This is a genomic window from Hymenobacter terrigena, from assembly GCF_054776515.1.
This window is the reverse complement of record NZ_BAAHBU010000001.1, coordinates 723,121-745,191: the sequence shown is the minus strand read 5'-3', so window position 1 is coordinate 745,191 and position 22,071 is coordinate 723,121. Positions and strand designations below refer to the sequence as shown.

Annotated in this window: 19 protein-coding genes; 14 read left to right on the top strand and 5 right to left on the bottom strand. The window is 59.9% G+C overall.

Translation table 11 applies throughout. From position 1 onward, the window contains the following. The first annotated feature begins 9 nt into the window (after positions 1–9). Positions 10–1,344, top strand: a complete 1,335-nt coding sequence (gene mtaB, locus ACYU7Q_RS02960; protein ID WP_460607940.1) for a MiaB/RimO family radical SAM methylthiotransferase — start codon at positions 10–12, stop codon at positions 1,342–1,344. A 168-nt stretch (positions 1,345–1,512) separates the two neighbouring features. Here the strand turns inward: mtaB and ACYU7Q_RS02955 are convergent, their stop codons facing one another. Beyond that, the gene (locus ACYU7Q_RS02955) at positions 1,513–2,328 is read right to left on the bottom strand and encodes a hypothetical protein (protein ID WP_460607939.1); all 816 of its coding nucleotides are present in this window, start codon (positions 2,326–2,328) and stop codon (positions 1,513–1,515) included. A 77-nt stretch (positions 2,329–2,405) separates the two neighbouring features. Next, the gene (locus ACYU7Q_RS02950) at positions 2,406–3,647 is read right to left on the bottom strand and encodes an ABC transporter permease (protein ID WP_460607938.1); all 1,242 of its coding nucleotides are present in this window, start codon (positions 3,645–3,647) and stop codon (positions 2,406–2,408) included. A 177-nt stretch (positions 3,648–3,824) separates the two neighbouring features. Here ACYU7Q_RS02950 and ACYU7Q_RS02945 point away from each other — a divergent pair, with 177 nt between their 5' ends. From ACYU7Q_RS02945 to ACYU7Q_RS02905, 9 genes are all read left to right on the top strand, one after another. Next, positions 3,825–5,090 (top strand): asparagine synthetase B, encoded by a 1,266-nt coding sequence (locus ACYU7Q_RS02945; protein ID WP_460607937.1) that lies wholly within the window; start codon positions 3,825–3,827, stop codon positions 5,088–5,090. A gap of 129 nt (positions 5,091–5,219) precedes the next feature. Next, positions 5,220–6,254: a carboxypeptidase-like regulatory domain-containing protein gene (locus ACYU7Q_RS02940; protein ID WP_460607936.1), complete on the top strand. Its 1,035-nt coding sequence runs from the start codon at positions 5,220–5,222 to the stop codon at positions 6,252–6,254. A 235-nt stretch (positions 6,255–6,489) separates the two neighbouring features. Next, positions 6,490–7,287 (top strand): phosphatase PAP2 family protein, encoded by a 798-nt coding sequence (locus ACYU7Q_RS02935; protein ID WP_460607935.1) that lies wholly within the window; start codon positions 6,490–6,492, stop codon positions 7,285–7,287. Between the two features lie 174 nt (positions 7,288–7,461). Then, positions 7,462–9,312 (top strand): glycoside hydrolase family 2 protein, encoded by a 1,851-nt coding sequence (locus ACYU7Q_RS02930; protein ID WP_460607934.1) that lies wholly within the window; start codon positions 7,462–7,464, stop codon positions 9,310–9,312. Between the two features lie 558 nt (positions 9,313–9,870). After that, positions 9,871–10,974 carry an Mrp/NBP35 family ATP-binding protein gene (locus ACYU7Q_RS02925; RefSeq protein ID WP_460607933.1) on the top strand — a complete coding sequence of 368 codons (1,104 nt, stop codon included), beginning with the start codon at positions 9,871–9,873 and terminating at the stop codon, positions 10,972–10,974. Positions 10,975–11,022: 48 nt separating this feature from the next. Next, the gene (locus ACYU7Q_RS02920) at positions 11,023–11,238 is read left to right on the top strand and encodes a NifU family protein (RefSeq protein WP_460608729.1); all 216 of its coding nucleotides are present in this window, start codon (positions 11,023–11,025) and stop codon (positions 11,236–11,238) included. A gap of 120 nt (positions 11,239–11,358) precedes the next feature. Next, the gene (locus tag ACYU7Q_RS02915) at positions 11,359–12,036 is read left to right on the top strand and encodes an IS1595 family transposase (RefSeq protein WP_460608728.1); all 678 of its coding nucleotides are present in this window, start codon (positions 11,359–11,361) and stop codon (positions 12,034–12,036) included. Between the two features lie 137 nt (positions 12,037–12,173). Next, a complete protein-coding gene (fahA, locus tag ACYU7Q_RS02910; RefSeq protein WP_460607932.1) occupies positions 12,174–13,460 on the top strand; it encodes a fumarylacetoacetase in 1,287 nt (428 codons plus the stop codon). 48 nt (positions 13,461–13,508) lie between these two features. Beyond that, positions 13,509–13,901, top strand: coding sequence for a hypothetical protein (locus ACYU7Q_RS02905; protein ID WP_460607931.1), 393 nt, complete (start codon positions 13,509–13,511; stop codon positions 13,899–13,901). A 35-nt stretch (positions 13,902–13,936) separates the two neighbouring features. Here ACYU7Q_RS02905 and ACYU7Q_RS02900 read toward each other — a convergent pair whose 3' ends face one another. The 3 genes from ACYU7Q_RS02900 to lpxK all read right to left on the bottom strand — a co-directional run bounded on the left by ACYU7Q_RS02900 (position 13,937) and on the right by lpxK (position 17,703). Next, the gene (locus ACYU7Q_RS02900; RefSeq protein ID WP_457063548.1) at positions 13,937–14,533 is read right to left on the bottom strand and encodes a MiaE family protein; all 597 of its coding nucleotides are present in this window, start codon (positions 14,531–14,533) and stop codon (positions 13,937–13,939) included. 10 nt (positions 14,534–14,543) lie between these two features. Next, on the bottom strand, positions 14,544–16,568 hold the full coding sequence (locus tag ACYU7Q_RS02895) for a putative porin (RefSeq protein ID WP_460607930.1): 2,025 nt from the start codon (positions 16,566–16,568) through the stop codon (positions 14,544–14,546). Between the two features lie 64 nt (positions 16,569–16,632). Next, the gene (gene lpxK, locus ACYU7Q_RS02890; RefSeq protein WP_460607929.1) at positions 16,633–17,703 is read right to left on the bottom strand and encodes a tetraacyldisaccharide 4'-kinase; all 1,071 of its coding nucleotides are present in this window, start codon (positions 17,701–17,703) and stop codon (positions 16,633–16,635) included. 114 nt (positions 17,704–17,817) lie between these two features. On the opposite strand from lpxK, the gene ACYU7Q_RS02885 reads away from it, so the two are divergent. The 4 genes from ACYU7Q_RS02885 to ACYU7Q_RS02870 all read left to right on the top strand — a co-directional run bounded on the left by ACYU7Q_RS02885 (position 17,818) and on the right by ACYU7Q_RS02870 (position 22,071). Beyond that, the gene (locus ACYU7Q_RS02885; RefSeq protein ID WP_460607928.1) at positions 17,818–18,507 is read left to right on the top strand and encodes a uracil-DNA glycosylase family protein; all 690 of its coding nucleotides are present in this window, start codon (positions 17,818–17,820) and stop codon (positions 18,505–18,507) included. A 31-nt stretch (positions 18,508–18,538) separates the two neighbouring features. Further along, positions 18,539–19,660: a Nif3-like dinuclear metal center hexameric protein gene (locus tag ACYU7Q_RS02880; protein ID WP_460607927.1), complete on the top strand. Its 1,122-nt coding sequence runs from the start codon at positions 18,539–18,541 to the stop codon at positions 19,658–19,660. After that, positions 19,650–20,411 carry a zinc ribbon domain-containing protein gene (locus tag ACYU7Q_RS02875; RefSeq protein WP_460607926.1) on the top strand — a complete coding sequence of 254 codons (762 nt, stop codon included), beginning with the start codon at positions 19,650–19,652 and terminating at the stop codon, positions 20,409–20,411. The genes ACYU7Q_RS02880 and ACYU7Q_RS02875 overlap by 11 nt, the downstream gene beginning before the upstream one ends. A 79-nt stretch (positions 20,412–20,490) precedes the next feature. Beyond that, entirely contained in the window at positions 20,491–22,071 is a 1,581-nt protein-coding gene (locus tag ACYU7Q_RS02870) for a tetratricopeptide repeat protein (protein WP_460607925.1), read from the top strand.

Here is a 22,071-nt window from a genome sequence, read left to right as displayed (position 1 = left end):
TGCGGGACTATGCCTACCCCCCAATCCGTTGCTTTTTATACCCTCGGCTGCAAGCTGAACTTCTCCGAAACGTCGGCCATCGGCCGGCAGTTTGAGGAAAAGGGCTTTGAGAAGGTCGCCTTCGAAGCCGGGGCCGACTTATACATTATCAATACCTGCTCCGTTACCGACCACGCCGACCGTAAGTGCCGCAAGGTGGTGCAGCAGGCTCTAAAGCATAATCCGGAAGCATTTGTAGCCATTGTGGGGTGCTACGCCCAGCTCAAGCCGCAGGAAATCGCGGCCATTCCCGGCGTGAGCGCCGTGCTGGGCGCAGCCGAGAAATTCATGCTGGTGGATATTCTGGCCAATTTTCAGAAGCCCGCCGCCGGGCAGCCCGGTGCGGTGCACGCCTCGCCCATCTCGGAAGCCACCGAATTTGTGGCCGCGCACTCCTTCGGCGACCGCACCCGTACTTTCCTCAAAGTGCAGGACGGCTGCGACTATTCCTGCTCGTTCTGTACCATTCCGCTGGCGCGGGGGGGCAGCCGCTCGGGCAGCGTGGCCAGCGTGGTGGAGCGCGTGGAAAAGCTGGCCGAAACCGGCGTAAAGGAAATCGTGCTCACCGGCGTCAACCTCGGCGATTTTGGCCTGCAAGGCCCCGAGCGCGAGCGGCGCGAAGATTTCACCCAGCTGGTGCAAGCCCTGGACCAGGTAGCCGGCATCCGCCGCTTCCGCATCAGCAGCTGCGAGCCCAACCTGCTTACCGACGAGATTCTGACCACGGTGGCGGCTTCGGAGCGCTTCATGCCGCACTTCCACATCCCGCTGCAAAGCGGCTCGGACAAGATTCTGGGCCTGATGCGCCGCCGCTACCGCCGGGCGCTCTACGCCCAGCGCGTGGCCCGCATCAAGGAGCTGATGCCGCACGCCTGCATCGGGGTCGACGTCATCGTGGGCTTTCCCGGCGAAACGGACGCAGATTTTCTGGACACCTACAATTTCCTGAACGAGCTGCCCATTAGCTACCTGCACGTTTTTCCGTACTCGGAGCGGGCCGATACGCTGGCCCCCACTCTGCCCGGCCGCGTGCAGGACCGGGTGCGACACGAACGGACCACGCAGCTGCGCAGCCTTTCGGAGAAGAAAAAGCGCTTCTTCTACGAAGAGCACCTCGGCCTCGAAACCGAAGTGCTGTTCGAAGACGACGTGACCAATGGCCAGATGGAGGGCTTCACGCCCAACTACATCCGCGTGGCCGCCAAATACGACCCGCTGCTGGTGGGCGAAATGAAGCCGCTGCGCCTCACAAGCGTGAATGCCTTCGGGCTGATGGAAGCCGAGGAAATGGGCATTCTGGTCTGAACCGCAGATTCTGCGGATTTTTCCGATTTTGTGGACGATTATACAAGCCGGTTGAAATGCAAGAAGGCCACTCGCTAAGAGTGGCCTTCTTGCTTAGTACCGTTTGGTCATTGTTGCCATCCGTTCACAAAAACCGTGAAATCCGAAAAGTCCGCACGAATCCGTGGTTCAAACCATACTCTGCCGGGCCATGGCCAGCATTTCGCGCAGCATCTGCTGTTGTTCCAATAGATGCTGATTGCGCATTTCGGCGAGGGCCAGCTGGTGCTGCAAATGCTGAGTGTGTAAGGCGGCGGCTACATACACTTCGGGCGAGGGCGCGCTTGGGGCTGGCATTGCCGGAACTGGTGCCGGCGTGGGCTGCACGGCAACTGGTACCGGGGAAGGTTCCGGCATCGGTGGCAAACCCGGGGCCACCGGGGCTGCGGCAATTGGCGCAACGGGAGTAGCCGGGATTTCGGATGCAGCAGGAGCGTCGGTGGCAACGGAATTTTCTGCTACAGTAGCCCCCAGCACGGGCTGATAAACTGCGAACCCAGAAGGAGCTGCAGCACCAACGCCACGCACAGGCTGATTGGCAGCGGCGGCCAGCGCCAATGTTGCCGCTATTTCGGCTGGCTGAAGCCGGGAACCAGCCACGCCCGGCCCGGAACGACGGGCAGCGTGAACTTCCACGTCGGATAAATCGATGGGCTCGAGCGGAGCTTCCGGCGCAGGGGCTGCGGGCGGTGCAACGACTTTTGGCGCGTGCTCACCGCTTACCAGCATTGGCCCGCGGCCCAGCAGAAGCCAGTCTCTGGACACATTTGGATAAATCTCAAATACCTTGCAAAGCAGGTCGTAGCCCGGCTTATTGCGCCCGTCGATGAGGTGCTGCACCACGCTGGCCGTCTTGCCCAGGGAAATGGCAAAACTGTTTTTGGTCAACCCAAACTGCTGAATGAGTTGCGCAAAGCGCTGGTCGATGGGAACAGGAACGGGCACAGTCATACACTTACACAAATGAGTAGTTGTGCAAATGTATAAGAAAGACGCTTAGTTGGCTCCGTTACGTGTTCTGGCTATTCGTAGCGCAGCGAATCAATCGGGTCGAGCGAGGCAGCCTTGCTGGCTGGATAATAACCCGAAGCCATGCCCACACCTACGCAGATAACCAGGCCCGCCGCCATCCAGCCCCAGGGCACGAGGAAAGAACCCGAGCCCACGAACTTCGCCACAAGATTACCGCCCAGCACGCCGAGCAGAATGCCCATGCCGCCGCCCAGCAGGCAAATCACAATGGCTTCCATCAGAAACTGAAACCGGATTTGGCGAGCTGTCGCGCCCAAGGCTTTGCGGATACCGATTTCGCGGGTCCGCTCCGTCACCGATACCAGCATGATGTTCATGAGGGCGATGCTGGCCCCGAGCAGCGTGACGAAGGCAATGATGCTGCCGCCGGCCTTCATCTTGCCTGAAATCGCATCTAAGTCGTTGGCCAGCGACTCGCTGCTTTCGACCACGAAACTGTCTTCCTGACCCAGCTTATCGTGGCGCACGGCGCGCATGATGCCGGTGGCCTGGCCCATAATAAAGTTGAGGGTGCTGTGCTCGGTGGTGGCCGTTTTCACGTCGTAGGTCAGGGCACGCTGGCGGGGCATCTGGTTGCCAGTTTCGAGGGGCAATAACGCAATACGGTCGGCGCCCCCGCCCCCACCGGCTCCGCTGCCGCTCTTTTCAAGCAGGCCCACAATCAGGAAGCGGCGGCCCATGGCGGCCACGTACTTCCCCACCGGGCTTTGCTTGGGGAATAGTTTGGAGCGAATTTCGTCGCCCACAATCATCACATTGGCCCCGCTATTCAACTCGGCCTGCGAGAAAGTGCGGCCACCGGCCAGGTTGTAGCCCTCGATTTTCAGGTAGTTTTCGTCGCCGGCGATGACCTGCATGTTGGGGTTGGTTTTGGTGCCGTTGGCTTTCATTTCCACCGCTCCGGCAATAAAGGCCGACACGCCGACCTGGGCGTTGTCGCCCATGGCTTTTTTGTAGAGCTTGGCTTGCAGGAAGTTGATGGGCGGGTACTGCTTAGCCTGCACGCCGCCGCGTCGCCCGCGGTTGCTGTAGCCTTTGGCGTGCAGCTCGAAGGAATTGGCCCCGAGGCTGGCGAAGGTTTCGGACAGCGAATTCTTCATGGCGTCGATGCCGGTGAGGATGCCCACCAGCGCAAACAGCCCGATGCTGAGAATAAGCGCCGTGAGAATCGTGCGCAGTAAATTGGCACGGATGGAACGGAAGGCTTCGCGAACGTTTTCGAAAGGGCTCATGGGCAGGGACTTTGGCCGGCAGAATTGGTATTGCGATGGAATTGGGCGCGTTCGCAGCGGGTTGCTACGGGGGCCATACCGCAGCGCAAGGACACCAAAGTTCGGCGGCCGACGCCTAACTTGAACCACTGGCGCCGCAACCTCGTTGGTTTGCTGCGTTTCTTTCTCCCAAAAACTATGCTGCTCAAGCGTTTTTTGTTGCTTTTGCTCGTGGCCGTGGCCCCGCTGGCGGCCCGCGCCAACCACGTGTTCATCCCAATGGATAACACCCAGAAAGAGTGTCTGAAGGCCTACGGCGTGGCTTTCTGGCTGCTCCAGCGCGAAGTGCCCGTCGACTGGCTCCTCAATTATCGGGGCGGCTCCTTCGCCTTTGAGAGCACCCCGGGGGCCGAGAACGAGTTGGCCGTGCGCGGCGTCAGTTTCCAGGTAATCAGCGAGGCGCAGTATACCAGCATACTCCAGGAAATAGCCGACCCCAACGCCAACATGGACGTGATGAAGCTGGAGAAAGTGCCCAAAATTGCGGTGTACACGCCCAAAGGCAAGCAGCCCTGGGACGATGCTGTGACCATGGTGCTGACCTACGCCGAAATCCCTTACACCCAGATTTACGACGATGAGGTGCTAAAGGGCGAACTGCCCAAATACGACTGGCTGCATTTGCACCACGAAGATTTCACGGGCGAATACGGCAAGTTTTACGCCACTTACCGCAACTATCCCTGGTACCAGCAGCAGGTTCGGGATGCCGAAGCTGCGGCTAAGCGCAACGGCTTTAATAAAGTGAGCGTGATGAAGGGCGCAGTGGCCACCAAAATGCAGGAATTCATCGCGGGCGGCGGCTTTTTGTTCGCCATGTGCTCGGCCACCGACAGCTACGACATTGCGCTGGCCGGCCTGGGCATCGACATGGTGGAAAGCATGTACGACGGCGACCCGGCCGACCCCAACGCGCAATCCAAGCTGAATTTCAACCGCTGCCTGGCCTTCCAGAACTTCCAGTTGATGCGCGACCCGTACTTCTACGAGTACTCCAACATCGACATGCAGCCCAATGAGCGTGGCCTGAGCGAGCAGAACGACTATTTCTCGCTCTTCACCTACTCGGCCAAGTACGACCCGGTGCCCACCATGCTCTGCCAGAACCACGAGAAAACTATTCACGGCTTCATGGGCCAAACCACGGCCTTCCGCAAAAGCCTCATTAAGCCCGACGTCATCGTGATGGGCGAAACCAAGCAAACCGGAGAGGCCCGCTACATCCACGGCACGCTGGGCAAAGGCACCTGGACCTTCTACGGCGGCCACGACCCCGAAGACTACCAGCACCTGGTGGGCGAAGAACCGACCGATTTGGCCCTGCACCCCAACTCGCCCGGCTACCGCCTGATACTGAACAACATTCTCTTCCCGGCGGCTAAAAAGAAGAAGCAGAAGACCTAAGCCGCGCTGCCAGCCATCAGCAGACCATCACGCAAGAAGCCCCGACTGAAAAGTTGGGGCTTCTTGCGTGATGGTCTGCCTTTTCCGTCAGAACTTTGCGGGAATTGTTTTCCACATTCTTTTTTTTCAATGACCTCATTTATACGCACTGCGCAACTGGCCCTCACGGCTGTAGCAGCCACGCTGCTTTTCGCCACCACCTCATGCTCCAAAAAGGAAGATGCTGCCCCTGCCGCCCCCACCACGGGCAGCATTGAAGGCACAATTACCCCGGCCAACTCCGTTGCCACGGTGACGGCCACCAACGTGGGCGGCCTCACCTTCCTGGCCACGCCTAACTCCACATCCGGCGTATTCAACGTTCCCAATTTGGCCCCGGGAGCTTATGTGCTCACGTTCAGCCCGCGCGCGGGCTTCCAGGCCGCTACGGCCCGCACCATCAGCGTAGTGGCGGGCAGCACCGCGCAGGCCGGCACCGTGGTAGTGTCGCCGATACCAACGGGCAGCATCACGGGCAGCATTTACCCCGTTGATGGCGCGACGCGGGTGGAAGCCACGTCGGCGGCGGGCGTAACCGTTTCGGCAGTTCCCGATGCAACTACCGGCGCGTTCAGCTTTCCTAACCTGGAGCTCGGCACCTACACCATACATTTTGTGGTAGCAAACGGCTTCCTCCAGGAACCCGACCAGACGGCAACCCTGACCCTGACCACGACCACCATAGCGCTGGGCTCCACCAACATTCGCGGCAATGGCGTGCCGCGCGGCACTATGAGCTGGACGGTGAACGGAACCACGTTTACGGCCACGGCCTTCACCGGCAGCATCGTGGCCAGCAGCCAGTTTGTGGTGGAAGGCACCAGCACCAACGGCAACGTGAGCGACAAGCTGACCCTAGCGCTGTATGGCAACCCCACCACGGGCACTTACCCGCTGGGGGCTACGCCCTATTACTCGGCCCGCTACACGCATCTGGTAAATGGAATCGAAACCGCCATCTACACGACCCCCACTAATGCCCAGGCCGGTATTGTGAACATTGCTACCTTCGACCGCTTCACGGGTACCACAACCGGCACGTTTGGTTTTGTCGGCGTGTGGCCCACCCCTTCGGCTACCCCTACCGCAACTATTACCAATGGCACCTTCTCGCTGCGGTTCTAGCCTCATTATTACCCATCCCTAAATTTAAGCCCCAACCTTCACCGGTTGGGGCTTTTTTTATTGAGTTCGGATTCCGCGCCAACGGCCCCAATGCGCTTGCGCAACGCCCGGCATTTTGCCTTGGCGGGAGTTTACCGGCTGTTCGCCCCGCGTAGCGCCCCATTCGCCGGTCTCACGTTTGGGGCAAGGCTCCTTGTGGCCTAATTTTAAGAACCACATTACTACTCGGTTCGCTTTGATTTTACGTTTAAGCCTATTCCTGTTTGCACTGAGCGGCCTGACTACCCGCCTGGCCCAGGCCCAGCCACTCGCAACGCTGCCGGTTGATTCTACCATTCGGGTGCCACGGCCCGTCCATAAAGCCCGCGCGGTGGCCCTGCGCATTGCCGTGCCCTCGGCTCTGGTGGCCGTGGGCGTGATGGCCCACAGCCCCACTTACAGCGCGGTACTCTGCCAGGCCAAGCAGGATATGCAGGCCGAAACGCAGGAAGTTTTCAAGGGCTTCGATTCGCACGGCATCGACGACTACACCCGCCACGCCCCCCTGGCCATGGCTTATGGCCTGATGGCCACCGGCCACCGGGGCGAGCGTTCGGCCGTGGGCTTCACCCTCATCTACCTGGCCGCGCATGAGTTAGACGAAGGAATCGTGAGCAACCTGAAGCGCATCACCGCCGAGCCACGCCCCTACAACGCGCAGGATTTGAGCTCATTTCCGTCGTCGCACACGGCGCAGGCCTTCCTCACGGCCACGCTGCTGCACGAGCAATATGGCCGCCAGTACCCGTGGGTGAGCGTGAGCGGCTACACCGTGGCCACGGCCACCGGCGCCATGCGCCTGATGGGCAATAAGCACTGGGCCACCGACGTGCTGGCCGGGGCGGCCATTGGCTTTCTCTCCGCCGAAACCGTGTGGCATCTGTATCCAGCATTCACCAAAATGCTGCCGTCCCGCCTGGCGCACAAGCTGCTGCTGGTGCCCACCTACGTGCCTGGCGCGGGGGCCGGGGCCGCGCTGGCATTCCGGCCGTAGCACCACGCACATTCCCATAAAAGCCGGCACCCTTACTTATCGAAAGGGTGCCGGCTTTTTTATTTAGAAAAACGGATTTGTGTTTTATGAATCAATATCCGCATTGTTCCCGTTTGGTAAGTACCACTTCGCCGGCCACCACTGGTACCGGCTTGCTTTCTGCTTCCCATCCGCATGGACGAATTGAATCAGGCAAACTACTCGCTTTCCGCCAGCCGGCCCGAAGAATCTCCCGCCGAAGAAGCCGAGAATCCGCTGCCCCGAGCCGTGCTCCGAATGAACAGCCACATGCTGCTCGACGGCACCTGGCACTTTGCGCACGATGCCGAAGATGTGGGCCTGCGCGATAACTGGGCCCTGGGCCACGCCTACGAACACGTCGCCCAGTGGCCCGGCTCGGTGGAAGAGCACCTGGCCCAGGCGCGGGGCCACCAAAACGGCCCGACGTGGCAGGACCAAGTAGTGGTATGGTACGAGCGGGAATTTCAACTGCCCGAAGTAGCCGATTCCCAGAAACGGTCCATGCTTCAGCTCACGTTTGGGGCCTGCGGCTACGAAACCCGGGTATGGCTCAACGGCAAACCCTTAAAAACCATTGAAGGCGAAGAAATTCATCTGGGCGAGTACACCTCCTTTTCCTACGAACTGGACGAGGAGAACCTGCACCTCGTCAATCGTCTCACCGTCCGCATTGCTGATACCATGGACGCCGAGTTGCCCCGTGGCAAACAGGAATCGCACGTTTACAAGCGGGGCGGCATCTGGTACCAGACCTATACCGGGGCCGTGCGTAGCGTGTGGCTGGAGGTGGTGGAGCGCAACCGCCTGCGCTCGCGGGTGGGCGTGGTGAGCGCCGTGGAAGACCGGTTGGTGCGCTTTAACCTGACCCTTCGCATTCACGATGCCGGCGCTTACATCATCCGCCTGCAGGTGTTTGAAGTGGATGCCAAAGACCGCGCCGCGCCCCTGGCTACCTCCGATTTCCCCCTGCAGCTAGCCGCCGGGCAATGGCAGCAGCGGCTGGTGCTCGAAGTACCTGAAGCCAAGCTATGGTCGCCGGAAGCCCCGAACCGGTACCGGCTCGTGGCCCAGCTTATTCACGCCGATGGCTATGCGGCCCAGATTGAAACGCTGTTTGGCCTGCGCAAGATTGAAGCGCGGGGCCGCTACGTGTACCTCAACAACGAATCTGTCTACCTCGACGGCATTCTGTACCAGCCCGGGCAGGCCACCTACGCGGAAATGCAACGCCACATGCACGCCATGAAGGAGCTGGGCTGCAACCTGGTCCGCGTGCACATTGCCGGCATCGACCCGCGCATCTACAACCTGGCCGACGAGCTGGGCCTGCTGCTGTGGGTGGAAGTGCCCAGCCCGCACAGCTCCACCGCCCGCAGCCGCCAAAACCACCGGGCCGAGCTCCTACGCCTAGTTACACTCAGCGAAACCCACCCCAGCATCGTCATCTGGAGCCTGTATAACGAGGATTGGGGCGCCCAGGACATTGCCACCAACCCCGAAACCCGGCAGTACATCGTTGAAACTTACCACTTCATGCAAATTGCCTACCCGCAGTTTCTGGTGGTAGATAACGACGGCTGGCACCACGTTTCCTACACCGGTCGCCTGAAGTCGGACCTGCTCACCGCCCACCTCTATACACCCGACCTCAGCCGGTGGCAAGAGCTCCTCGACCGCCTAGTGGGCGGCGAGCTGGAGGGCACGGCCGCGTTCCCGCTGGTGGTGGGCGACCCGTTTTTCTACCGCCGCCAGGTGCCGCTTATCGTGAGCGAGTGGGGTGGTTTTGGCTTCCCCGATTACGGCGGGCCCCAGGATGCCGAAGCCCGCACCAACAGCATTCGAGCCTTCAAGCAGGAGCTGCGCCTCCGGCCCATCGCCGGCGACGTGTACACCCAGGCCACCAACATCGAAGACGAGCGCAACGGGCTACTCGACCCGCACACCGGCGCGCTCAGCGTACCCAGCGGCCTGCTGAACTCACGCCAGCCCACCGGTGGGGTTTGACCTTCTTTTTACAAAGAAGCCTGACCCGCTGGGGCCGCCTTGAGGGTTGCGGTTATGCACCAGCCCGCCCGGGTGGCAGTATTACTGGCTTGGCGCTGCACGTATAGCTTGCCCGGGATGGTAGTAGTCACAGAGTTCTCTCGTAAAGTCAACGGGCCGATTTCCGGCTGGAAGCGTGGCAACGCTACCTTGGCTGCCCTCGGCACAACAAGCTCAAACACAACTAATTGCTCCAGCTCTTCGTCGCATTGGACGCAGCATGCGGGTTGCATGCCGCCTATTCCAGTATCTTGGTTACGATGGTGCATAAAATTGCAGGGTAATAGTGCGTTAATATTAGATTGGAAAGAAAGGCAAATGTTTTTTTTGTAAATATGACATCCGTCATCCAAACCATCACAATGTTACAAAAATAATTTAAATTATTTTTTTTATACACATAGTCATATAAAAACAAGCCTCGGCAGTAGCGCCCCCTCCATAAGGCGCTCTCGAACCGTGCCGGCCTTTCCGGGGTTATCTTTGCATTACGCTGCCATTTGGCGCATTGCCTCACCCATGACCATAACCAAAGAAGCCGTTCTCAAAGCGTTGAGCTACGTGGAAGAGCCCGACCTGGGCCAGGACCTCGTGACGCTCAACATGATTGAGAACATTGAGATTGACGGCCTCACCGTCGCGTTTACCGTGGTGCTCACCACGCCCGCCTGCCCGCTCAAGCAGCTCATCCACGATGCCTGCGAGCGCGCCATCCACACGATGGTGGACAAGGACGCCAACGTGGTGATTACCATGACTTCGCGCGTGACTACGCTGCGCAATAACCGCGGCGACCTGCTGCCCGGCGTGAAAAACATCATCGCCATTGCTTCGGGCAAGGGCGGCGTGGGCAAAAGCACCGTTACGGCCAACCTGGCGGTGGCCCTGGCCTCCACCGGTGCCAAAGTTGGCTTGGTCGATGCCGACATTTCCGGCCCCAGCATGCCCGTCATGTTTGGCGTCGAGAACGAAGCGCCCCACGTTTTTCAGGGGCCGAACGGCAAAAACCTGATTCAGCCCATCGAGAAATACGGCGTGAAGCTGATGAGCATCGGCTTCCTGGCCCCGGCCGAAAGCGCAATTGTGTGGCGCGGCCCGATGGCCTCGTCGGCGCTCAAGCAGTTTATCACCGAAGTGGACTGGGGCGAGCTCGACTACCTGTTGCTCGACCTGCCGCCCGGCACTTCCGACATTCACCTCACGCTGGTGCAAACCGTGCCCGTGACCGGGGCCGTCATTGTGACTACGCCGCAAAAAGTGGCCCTGGCCGATGCCCAGAAGGGCTTGCAGATGTTCCGCCAGCCCCAAATCAACGTGCCCGTGCTGGGCGTGGTCGAGAACATGGCTTGGTTTACGCCGGCTGAACTGCCGGATAACAAGTATTTTATTTTTGGCGAAAATGGTGGCCAGCGCCTGGCCGCGCAGCACGACGTGCCGCTGCTGGGCCAGCTGCCGCTGGTGCAGAGCATCCGCGAAAACGGCGACCAAGGCCAGCCGGCCGTGCTCGACCCGGAATCGGTGGTGGGCAAAATGTTCGCCGACCTTGCCGAAGCGGTGGCCCGCCAGGTGAGTATCCGCAACAACGTGGCCCCCAAAACGGCCGTCGTGCAAATGAATTCCTAACTGCCCGTGGAAACGACAACCTCCCCTCCGGCTTTCGACCATCCGCTGATGCCCCGCATCGAAGCGGCGCTCGACACCCTGCGCCCCTACCTGGCCACCGATGGCGGCAACGTGCGCGTGGCCAACATCACCTCCGAGGGCGTGCTGCAACTGGAATGGGAAGGGGCCTGCGGGGCCTGCCCCATGTCGCCGATGACCCGCGCCGGCCTGGAAGACACGGTGAAGAAAGCCGTGCCCGAAATCACGGCCGTCGAAGCGCGGTAGCTTTTACTGCTATTTGAAGAAAGTAGAACGTCATGCCGAGCTTGCCGAAGCAGCTCTACCGCAATAGTAACTAAGGGGCTAGTAAAGCAAACGGGTTATTTTTGCCAATAACCGTTTGTGATGCAGTTGGTTAATCGTTACTACAAGTGCGCCAAAATTTCGGAAGCCAAATTCCGGCAGGTGTTGCGCCTGTTTGCCTTGGATTTGACGGCCAGTGATGCGGCTCGTCTCAGCGGCTTGAGTCGGGTGAGCACCACGGCCCTCTACCAGCGCCTGCGCCGCTACCTGGTGGGCTTGCGCCACGTGCCGGTCGAGTTGCGCGGCACGGTGGAAGTCGATGAATCGTACTTCGGCCCGCGCCGGGTGCGCGGCAAACGGGGCCGTGGAGCAGGCGGCAAGACCATCGTCTTTGGCCTGTTCAAACGCGGCGGCCAGGTGTACGTGGAAATCGTGCCGAATTGCGCCAAAACTACCTTGCAGGCCATTATCCGGGGCCACATCGCGCCCGACGCCATCGTGCAAACCGACGGCTGGCGCGGCTACGACGGGTTGGTGGACGTGGGCTACGACAAGCATTTTCGCGTGCAACACGGGCAGAATGAGTTTGCGCGGGGAAGTCAGCACATCAACGGCATCGAATCGTTCTGGAGCTTTGCCAAGCGACGACTCGCGCAGTTCAACGGCATCCGCGCCGCCGACTTTGAGCTCTTCTTGTTTGAGTCCGAAATGCGCTTTAACCACCGGCGCCAAGACCTCTACAAATTTCTTTTAGCTTCGCTGCGATGCTACCCACTTTAGCCCCTTTGCTTTACTAGCCCCTAACTAATTACTTGCGCGGTGGGGCTGCCTTGGCAAGCTCGGCATGATGTTTTGTTTATTGCTGACCTGCAACGCGGTCTACCCTAATTTTACCGCCCGAACCTCACCACCCCCAAATGCCCAACGCCCTCAACTCGCCTACGCTCCGCTCCTGGATTGACATCCGCCCCGAAAGCGACTTTCCTATCCAAAATCTACCGTTCGGTGTGTTCGAGACCGATGAGCGCGGGCCGCACTTGTGCGTGGCCATTGGGGGCTACGTTTTGGATTTGTATGCCGTCAGCCAGTTTGGTTTTTTTGAGGATTTGGATGAGTTAGGCGATGCCCAGCCCAAAGTGTTTCGCCGGCGGTCGCTCAATGCCTTTCTTCGGCTGGGCCGGCCGGCCTGGCGCGCGGTGCGCCAGCGCGTGAGCGAGCTGCTGCGCCACGACGAGTCCCGCCTGCGCGACAACGAGCTGGCCGTGCGCGACTGCCTCCTGCGCCAAACCGAAGTCCGCATGCTGCGCCCCGTGAAACCGGCCAACTACACCGATTTCTACAGCAGCATCGAGCACGCCACTAACGTGGGCACCATGTTCCGCGACCCGGCCAATGCGCTGCTGCCCAACTGGCGCCACCTCCCTATCGGCTACCACGGGCGCACCAGCAGCATCGTGGTTTCCGGCACCGATATCCGCCGGCCCAATGGCCAGCGCAAGGCCCCGACCGAGGATGCGCCTACCTTCGGCCCCAGCCGCCAGCTCGATTTTGAGTTGGAAATGGCCTTCGTGGTGGGTACCGGCACCGATTTGGGCACGACGGTACCCATTGGCGAAGCGGAAGACCACATCTTCGGCCTGTGCCTGTTCAACGACTGGAGCGCCCGCGACCTGCAAAGCTGGGAATACGTGCCGCTGGGGCCATTCTTGGGCAAGAACTTCGGCAGCAGCATGGCCCCGTGGGTGGTGACGCTGGATGCGCTGGAGCCCTTCCGCGTGGCCGGCCCGGCGCAGACGCCCACGCCCCTGCCTTACCTCAATCAAAGCGGCGCGCACAACTTCGACGTGCACCTCGAAGTGGCCCTGGCCCCCGCCAACGGGCCCGAAACCACCATCAGCCGCACCAATTTCGGGCTGATGTACTGGAGCATGGCCCAGCAGCTCACCCACCACGCCTCCAACGGCTGCAACCTCGAAGCTGGCGACCTCTACGCTTCCGGCACCATCTCGGGCCCCACGCCCGATTCGCTGGGTTCCATGCTGGAGCTGTCGTGGCGCGGCACCCGCCCCGTGCCCCTGGCCGATGGTACCGAGCGGAGCTTCCTGCTCGATGGCGATACCGTAACCATGCGCGGCTACGCGGAGAAGGACGGCATTCGGATTGGCTTTGGCGAAGTGCGCGGCACGGTGCTGCCGGCGTTGTAATTCACTCGCAAACCCTTGATTCAACTTTTTTTAAACCACAATTCGCCCATGAAGCACCTTACTCTTAGCGCCTCCTTCATCCTGATGAGCCATGCGGCTTTTTGCCAGGACATTGTTTTCAAGAAAGATATTGTGTCCGTCGATGGCAAGGAATGCCTGAAGGTAAACGACCGGGACCCCAACAACATTTCCTTTATGGACCTGCAGGGGAATGAAATTTTCTTCCTAAAATTTATTCACAACAGCAAGTACGGCAACCTCTACACTAAAATCACCTTTCTCAATCAAAAGAGAAGCATGACTTCGATGTCATACGGTTTCACAAAGAAAATCCTAGTTAAAAAGCTACTGGCTGATGGTACGCTAACCAATTGCGCGCTGGTTCCGGAGAAAGTTGAAAACTTCGTATTGAAATACGACGAAAACGTGGAAAGCAAATAATGACCGATTGATTATTTGCTTGAGTAATTGGCTTCTTAATGCATCCGGTCGTCGCGCACGGGCAAATTCGTCACAATCTCGCCCTCAATTACCAGCAACTCCTGCAACCGCTCTTCTACCAGTTTCGGGTCGCAATATTCTTTGGCTAAATCAACATAGCTCACGAAATGCGCGGCTTCGGAAACCATTAATTCGTAGTAGAATTTACTTAATTCCTGGTCGGCGATATTTTGCCAGAGCAATTTAAAACGCTCGCAGCTGCGGGCTTCAATCAGGGCCGAAACCAGGAGCTGGTCCATGAGCTGGCGCTCGCGGGCACCGCCTTTCCGCACGTGGGCCAGCAACTGCACCACGTACTCGTCTTTGCGCGGGCGGCCCAAGGCAAAACCGCGTTTGCGCAGCTCCAACAGCACTCTTTCGAAGTGGCTCCACTCCTCGGCCACCAGGTCGGTGAGTTCATCCACCAGGCGGGTTTTCTCGGGGTAATGAATAATCATGCTGATGCCGGTGCTGGCGGCTTTTTGCTCGCACCAGGCGTGGTCAACCAAGATATCTTCGATGTTTTTCTCCGCAATATTCACCCAGCGCGGGTCGGTATTGAGCTTTAATTTGAGGATGGTCTTTTCTTTCATTTTCGTATTTCTAATTAAAGAAATTCCACTTCAAACCAAACTGAAACCGGCGCGGATAGCCGGTGTAATAGGGCGAAGCGTAATAGCCGTTATCACGAATTCCCTGGTTGACGTAAGCCATTTTCAGGAATAGCGAAACGGTTTTGATATCGGCCACAAAAAACACGTCGGCAATGGCGTGGGCCCCGATGGTGAAATGGTCCTGCTGGTAGAATTGCTGGGTGCTGGGGCTGTAGTCGTAGCCTCGAAAGGCGGACTGATAATAGACCTCGGCCCCAATCTGATTGAACAGGGCTTTGCGGAAAATATAGCTTTCGTAGAACACCCGCGAATTGGTGACCAGGCTGGGGATGCGCAGGCCTTCGGTGTTGTTGTCGCCTTTGGTGTAGGTGGCCTGGTTATCGAAGCCCACCCGGCCCAGCATGGTGCGGTGCCGGGCAAAGGCAATGACCAGGTTGCGGTTGGTGCCGAGCTGCTGGGGCACGCCGGTGGTGCCGTAATACACCAGATTGGCGATATTGACGACGCTCGCGCTGGCCTCGAAGCGCTGGCCGGTGAGCAGGCCCAGGCTGGGCAGCTTCAGCTGCAGGCGGCCCGTGAGCTGCTGGGTGCTGGTGTTATTTTTAAATTTTTCATCCAGGGCATTGGTAGCGGGGTTGAAAAAGCTGCCACCTTCCCAATGGCTCCAGTTATAATGGTTGCCGACGAATTCCTGCTGGGTGAGCGTGGGCGAATAGGAATTAATTAATGCCTCGCCCGACAGCGGGCCGGTCCGGACACTGCCCCGCAGCCAGTATTCGGGCTTGTAATTATCGGTGCTCAGGCCGGTGAGCGGCAACAGGTACAGTTCGCCGGCCGTCTCAATGGCATAAATCGTGCGGTAGTTAAACGCCGCCGTGCCCCCCACAAACACCTGGTTGAACTGGCGTTCGGGCGCAGCTGGCCGCAGCAGGAGGTTGGAAGAGGTAGCGCCGGGCTGTAGCGTCTGGCTGACGAGGGAGGCGCTACGGTCGCGGGCGTAAAGGCGGTATTCCACGTTTTTGGTGCGGCCGAGCACGCCGAAGGTGTTTTCGACCTGCCGGTACTCGGCCCGGTCGATGGTGGCCGTGGGGCTGTTGATTATTCGGGGGAAGAACGAACCCTCCAGGGTAAGGTCGGCACGGGCCGTAGTCAGGCCCAAATCGGCGAAATTGTTGTATTGGCGCTTGGCATCGAAGGTATGGTAGACGGTGAGGCCGCGCCCGAGCAGGCGGTAGGTGTGGGTGAGGTAGAATTCGTCGCGGTCCTCGTTGTTGGCGGCCTGGGTGAGCCACACCTGCTGCTGGGCGTAGTTGAACAGGTCCTGCGGGGTGTTTTCGTCGGGCAGCGGCTTGATGCCGCCTTGCTCCAGCGCCCGGTGGCGCACGTTGCTGAAATTGAACAGCAAGTGGTACCGCTCGTTCTCGTTCTGGTAGCGGCCGAAAAACAACAGGTTGGAATGCTCCACCAAACCATCACGCGAACCCTTGGCGGCCAGTACTTTATTGGACGCAATCCGTTCATAAGCTACGCCCACGCTGAAATTCTTTTTCAGGCTGCGGCTGTAGCTGATTTCAAACACCTGCTCGCCCGAGCCCGACTGCACCACCCGAAAAAATGAATAGGGCGAACGGGAATCGTAGTACGGCACCGTACGGGCATCGCGGGCGTATTTGTCGAACACATTGCGCCCGAAGCGAGCCCCCAGCTCCAAATTGGGCTGGTAGAGCAACGGCCGCGAGGCCGAGCCCACCGTGCCCAAATCCTGCTGAAAAGTGGTGTCGTGAAACCAGAACCGCGCCTGCGGTTCTTTGGTAAGCGTGGTATCGAGCGGTGTGCCGGAGGTGGAATCACGCAACACCTCGGCCTCGTAGATAAGGCGGGTGGTTTTGGGCCCGTATAGCACCTTGGTAGAATCATCGACTACCTGGGCTCGGGCGACGGACGCAGCCAGCACCAGCAGCAGACAGGCAATAAACCACAGGCGCGGCCAGGAGCGTAAAAAAGATAATTGCAAAGCCTTCAAGGAGGAAACAAAATGGGTTGGAGCGCAATCGCACATCCAGCCAAGTCAATGTAAATCAAGCACCCGCTGCGGGCGCAGACGGTAACAGCTGGCGCAAAACCACGCCCCCAGCGCCCAGAAACGCCACCCGCACCGGAATGGTATAGAGCGGGAGCCCGGCCCGGGCGGCCCGCAACTCGGGCATCAGCAGGCGCGTGGCATCCTTTTCCGTCGTAAAAATAGGCCAGCCCGGCTGCCAATGCGCCCGCAACGCCGCGACATCTTCTGGCAGGAAGGCGTGGTGGTCGGGAAAATTGGCGTGATAACGGATATGGTAGCCCTGTTCTTCCAGGTATTCATGCAGCGGGCCGGGTTGGGCAATGCCCGTCAGTAGCACGGCCGGGCCGGCGGCCGGGGTAACTGGCAAACCCGCCCCAATGGCATCTGGCAGCGCCTGGGGAGCGGTATACTGGTAGGCAGAGAAAAGCACGGGCGCATCGGGCCGGCTATAGCGGCGAATTTGTTGTTTTACCAGTCCTTGGTCAGCGTCCGAAAGATTGGACGGGCATTTGGTCACGATGACGACATCGGCCCGCTGCGCCCCGGCGCGGCTTTCGCGCAGGCGGCCGGCCGGCAGCACATGGTCCTCGTAAAAAGGCCGGGCCAGCTCCGTGAGCAGAATATTCAGCGCCGGGCGCACGGCGCGGTGTTGGTAAGCATCATCGAGCACAATTACTGTGATTTCCGGGTGTTCACGTAGCAGCAGGTGGGCACCCAGCCGACGTTCTTCGGCCACGGCTACGACCACTTTTTGGGCTGCGAATTGCTCGAAATACTGCCAGGGTTCGTCGCCCACTGTTGCGGCCGAATCCTGCGGTCCGGCCAGGCGCGGGCCTTTGGTCTGGCGGCCGTAGCCCCGGCTGAGGATGGCCGGGCGGTGGCCCTGGCGCAGCAATTCTTCCACCAGCCAGATTACGTGGGGCGTTTTGCCGGTGCCGCCCACGCGCAGGTTGCCCACGTTGAGCAGCGGCACGGCGAAGGTTTCGGTTTGTTTCCAGCCCGCGTCGTACAGCCAGTTGCGCACGGCCAGCACCCCGGCATAAAGCCAGGAAAACGGCAGCAGCAAAAAAGTCAATACGGCAGACATGGACAGGAAACTTCGGACCGGTTACGGCCTGCAAAAGTACAGTCTCCCGGAGGTCAGGGCGTCAGCGAACGTCTGGTCTCGTAAAACTCATTCGCAATTACCCTCTGTCCTCTCATGCCCGCATTTGCCGACCAGCTGCTGCATTTTCTTCGCACCTTCCCCTTACCAGCAGCCCTGCCCGCCGGTGTTGTTGCTCAAAGTCCCTTTCGCGAGCCGGCGGTGTATTCCCTCCTGAGCCGGTTCGCCCATACATTTTACACCGAAGCGCCGCCCCGTGTGGCTGTGCTGGGCATCAACCCCGGGCGGCTGGGCATGGGCCGCACCGGCGTCGCCTTCACCGACCCGGGTGCGCTGAGCGAATTTTGCGGCATCGAACATGATTTGCCACGTCAAAGGCCCGAAACTTCTACCCAGTTCGTGTACAAAGTCATTGCGGAAATGGGTGGCCCGGCGGCTTTTTACCAACACTTTTATGTAGGGTCGTTGTACCCCTTGGTGCTGCTGAAAAACGGGTTGAACTACAACTATTACGATGCTCCCGCCCTCACCAAGGCCTTATGGCCGGACATTCAGCTGTCGTTGCGCCAGCAGGTGGAAGAATTAGGTTTGCGGCGGGATGTAGCCGTGAGCCTGGGCAAGCGCAACGGCGAATTTTTCAAACACCTCAACGCTGAACTGGGCTTTTTCGAAGAAATTGTCGTGCTCGACCACCCGCGTTACCTCATGCAATACAAGAGCCGCAACACAGATGCCAACGTAGCGCATTATGTAGCAACACTAGGCCGACTTTTGCCCAACTCATAATTCAACATTCCAAACTCAACCCTCCCCCAAAGTGCCCACCGTTCAAGACCTCGCCCGCCTGCTGGAAGCCGCCGCGCCACTTGCCTACCAGGAAAGCTACGACAATGCCGGCCTGCAATGCGGTGACCCACAGGCCGAAATCAGCGGCGTGCTGATAACGCTGGACTGCACCCCGGCCGTGGTGGCCGAAGCCGTGCGGCGCGGCTGCAACGTGGTGGTGGCCCACCATCCGGTCATTTTCCGGCCCCTCAAGCGCCTCACCGGGGCCAATGAAGTAGAGCAAACCATCATTGCCGCCCTCAAAAACGACGTGGCCATCTACGCCGCCCACACCAACCTCGACAACGTGCGCGGCGGCGTCAACGACAAGCTTGCCGAAAAAATTGGCCTGCTAAAAACCCGCGTGCTGGCCCCGCAAAGCGGCACCCTGGCCCGCCTCATTACCTACGTGCCCAACCGGCCCGAGGACCAGCAAGCCGACGTGGCCGGCCGCGTCCTGGGGGCACTTTACGCCGCCGGGGCCGGCCAGGTAGGCCAGTATTCTGACTGCAGCTTCCGCACCGAAGGCACGGGCACTTTCACGCCCGGCGCGGGCACCCGGCCTGCCATCGGCGCCCAAAACCAGGCAGAAACCGTGGCCGAATTGCGCCTCGAAGTGCTGCTGCCGCTGCACCGTCAGGCGGCCGTGCTGCGGGCCTTGCGGGCCGCGCATCCTTACGAAGAAGTTGCTTATGAATTAATTAAGCTAGAAAATGTGCATCAGGAAATTGGGGCCGGTCTGGTGGGCGACTTGTCCGAAGCGCTTTCTCCCGCTGAATTCCGGCAGCTGCTGAAGCGGGAGTTGCTAGTGCCGGTAGTGCGCCACACAGTTTTTGACAAACCCATTAAAACGGTGGCCATCTGCGGCGGGGCCGGCGCGTTCCTCATCGGCGCGGCGCGGGCGGCAGGGGCCGATGCTTACGTGACCGGCGATGTGAAATACCATGAGTTTTTTGGAGCCGAGGGGCAGCTCATGCTCTGCGACGTGGGCCATTTTGAGAGCGAACAGTTCACCGGCGAAGTGTTTCGGGATTTGCTAACGGCCGGATTTGAACGTACTTTTGCGGTCTTAATCGCTGAAACCCCTACGAACCCCGTTCAATATGACTGCTAAAAGTGCCGCCGTGGCTCCCGCCGACGTTCCCGTAGCCGCTAAGCTCGAAGCCCTGCTCACCCTGCAGCACCTCGACTCGCAGCTCGACGAAATCCGGCGCGTGCGGGGCGATTTGCCCGAGGAAGTGAGCGACCTCGAAGACGAAATTGCTGGCTACGAGGTGCGTGTGAAGAAATTCGACGAGGACATTCAGGGCCTGAACGACTTCATCAAGAGCCGCAAGCAAGCCAGCAAGGACGCCGAAACGCTCATCAAAAAGTACGACGAGCAGCAGCAGAACGTGCGCAACAACCGCGAGTTCGAAGCCATTGCCAAGGAAATTGAGCTGCAGCGCCTGGAAATCCAGATTGCCGACAAGAAAATCAAGGAGTCGCAGTACCAGATTGACGTAAAAAACGCCGAAATCAGCGGTACGAAGTCGAAACTGGAAGAGCGCCGCAAGGACCTCGAAACCAAGAAGAGCGAGCTCGACACCATTATTTCGGAAAACGAAGAGGAAGAGCGCGCCATCATGGCCCAGCGCGAGGAAGCCACCAAGCCGGTGGAAGACCGCCTGCTGACGGCCTACACCCGCATCCGCGGCAACGTGCGCAACGGCCTGGCCGTGGTGCTGGTGCGCCGCGACGCCTGCGGCGGCTGCTTCAACACGGTGCCGCCCCAGCGCCAGGCCGACATCATTTCGCACAAGAAAATCATCGTGTGCGAGCACTGCGGCCGGATTCTGGCCGATGTGGAAGCTCGTACCGCGTAGTTTCTGGTTGTTAGAAATTGAAAAAGGAACGGCTGAGCCGTTCCTTTTTTGTTGCCGGGCTTTTGGTCTTTATTGCTTCATGTTTGGTTGTGCTTTCTCCGTTGCGGCGTTTTGCATCCGCGCCCGCCGGGCGAGGGTGCTGCTGGCGTTGGTGAACGTCCCGTTGCTGGCGCAGGCTGGCTGGGTGCACTCGGCTCAGGCCGTCGAAATCCAGCAAGTAACTGCCGAAGTTGAGCAGCCGACAGGACAAAAACCCGAGGCCCTTACCACCAATAGCCGCCGCGCCTATGCCGAAGTGCTGAAGCTGCGCCTTGACGCGGCCCGCGCCTTGCTACGGCCCGAGTTGGCCAGCACGCCCGCGGCCCCCGCTCCCCTGCTGGTAGCCAACTGCGCCGATTTCGTGGAGTTGCTCATCACCCAGGATGCCGGCCGCTACGACGCGCTGACGGAATCGCAGGAAGCCCGCCTCGATGCCTTGGACGAAGCCCCCGCCAGCGCTTTGCGTGATTACGCGCGGGCCGAAATCACGCTGCACCTGGGCCTGAGTCAATTGCTATTCAAGCATGTGGTGATGGGCGGCTACCACCTGCGCAGCGGCTACCACCAGATGCAGGACGTGGTGAAGCATTACCCTAATTTCCTACCGGCCCGCAAAACCCTGGGCGTTTGCGAGTTTGCCGTGGGCTCTTTGCCCGAAGGCTACCACTGGCTGCTGCGCCTGCTGGGCCTCACGGCCAACCTAGACACCGGCCTGCAACGCTTGGCCCAGGCCGCCGCGCAGCCGCATGACTTTCAGCTCGAAAGCCAGATTTTCCTGGCTCTTATTCGGGAGAGCTACTATAAAAAGCCTGCCGAAGCGCTGCGGTTGGCCGAGCAGCTCACCACCCAACAGCCCGACAACCTGCTGTTTGCGTACCTACGCACCAGCGTGGAAAAGCGGCAGCACCACGGCGCAGCGGCCCTGGCGGCCTACCGCGCCCGCCCCACCGGCCCCGGCTACCTGCCCGCTGCCTACCTGCACCACATGGCCGCCGACCTGCTGCTCTATCGGGGCGAATACGCTGCATCGGAGCGCGAAAACCTGGCGTTTCTGCACGAGTTCCGGGGCCAACACTATCGCAAGGACGCGGCGTTTAAGCTGTACCTGGCAGCATGGTTGAGCGGGCAGCCGGCGGCTGCGGCCAAATACCGGGCGCTCATCAACCAGCCCGGCCCGGCCGACGTGGAAGAGGACGTGTATGCCCAGCATTACTACCAGGAAGCCGTAGCACTCAATCCTATTCTCACCAAAGCGCGGCTGCAATCCGACGGCGGCTACGACCGCGAGGCGCTGAACACGTTGCGGGCTTTCCACGCCACGCAGGCCACGCTCTGGCGCGACCGCATTGAGGCACCCTACCGCCGCGCCCGCGCCTATCAGGGCTTGGGCCGACTTGATTCGGCCTGGTTTTATTTTGAGCAGACCCAGACCGAGGCCGGCCCCAAAGCGCCTTACTATTACGCGCCCCAGGCGGCATTGCAACAGGGCTACATGGCCCAAAGCGTGGGCAACAAACCCACGGCGCGCCTGTATTTCCAGCGGGCGCTGAACTACCCCTGGCACGAATATAAAAACAGCACCGACGCCAAAGCCAAACTGGCCCTGCGCGAGTTGAAGTAG

What these genes read in the sequence shown, in the direction of transcription:
- mtaB (WP_460607940.1), top strand. Translation starts at nt 10, where the DNA reads ATGCCTACCCCCCAATCCGTTGCTTTTTATACCCTCGGCTGCAAGCTG.
- ACYU7Q_RS02950 (WP_460607938.1), bottom strand. Translation starts at nt 3,647, where the DNA reads ATGAGCCCTTTCGAAAACGTTCGCGAAGCCTTCCGTTCCATCCGTGCC.
- ACYU7Q_RS02945 (WP_460607937.1), top strand. Translation starts at nt 3,825, where the DNA reads ATGCTGCTCAAGCGTTTTTTGTTGCTTTTGCTCGTGGCCGTGGCCCCG.
- ACYU7Q_RS02940 (WP_460607936.1), top strand. Translation starts at nt 5,220, where the DNA reads ATGACCTCATTTATACGCACTGCGCAACTGGCCCTCACGGCTGTAGCA.
- ACYU7Q_RS02930 (WP_460607934.1), top strand. Translation starts at nt 7,462, where the DNA reads ATGGACGAATTGAATCAGGCAAACTACTCGCTTTCCGCCAGCCGGCCC.
- ACYU7Q_RS02925 (WP_460607933.1), top strand. Translation starts at nt 9,871, where the DNA reads ATGACCATAACCAAAGAAGCCGTTCTCAAAGCGTTGAGCTACGTGGAA.
- ACYU7Q_RS02920 (WP_460608729.1), top strand. Translation starts at nt 11,023, where the DNA reads ATGCCCCGCATCGAAGCGGCGCTCGACACCCTGCGCCCCTACCTGGCC.
- ACYU7Q_RS02915 (WP_460608728.1), top strand. Translation starts at nt 11,359, where the DNA reads ATGCAGTTGGTTAATCGTTACTACAAGTGCGCCAAAATTTCGGAAGCC.
- fahA (WP_460607932.1), top strand. Translation starts at nt 12,174, where the DNA reads ATGCCCAACGCCCTCAACTCGCCTACGCTCCGCTCCTGGATTGACATC.
- ACYU7Q_RS02905 (WP_460607931.1), top strand. Translation starts at nt 13,509, where the DNA reads ATGAAGCACCTTACTCTTAGCGCCTCCTTCATCCTGATGAGCCATGCG.
- ACYU7Q_RS02900 (WP_457063548.1), bottom strand. Translation starts at nt 14,533, where the DNA reads ATGAAAGAAAAGACCATCCTCAAATTAAAGCTCAATACCGACCCGCGC.
- lpxK (WP_460607929.1), bottom strand. Translation starts at nt 17,703, where the DNA reads ATGTCTGCCGTATTGACTTTTTTGCTGCTGCCGTTTTCCTGGCTTTAT.
- ACYU7Q_RS02885 (WP_460607928.1), top strand. Translation starts at nt 17,818, where the DNA reads ATGCCCGCATTTGCCGACCAGCTGCTGCATTTTCTTCGCACCTTCCCC.
- ACYU7Q_RS02875 (WP_460607926.1), top strand. Translation starts at nt 19,650, where the DNA reads ATGACTGCTAAAAGTGCCGCCGTGGCTCCCGCCGACGTTCCCGTAGCC.
- ACYU7Q_RS02870 (WP_460607925.1), top strand. Translation starts at nt 20,491, where the DNA reads ATGTTTGGTTGTGCTTTCTCCGTTGCGGCGTTTTGCATCCGCGCCCGC.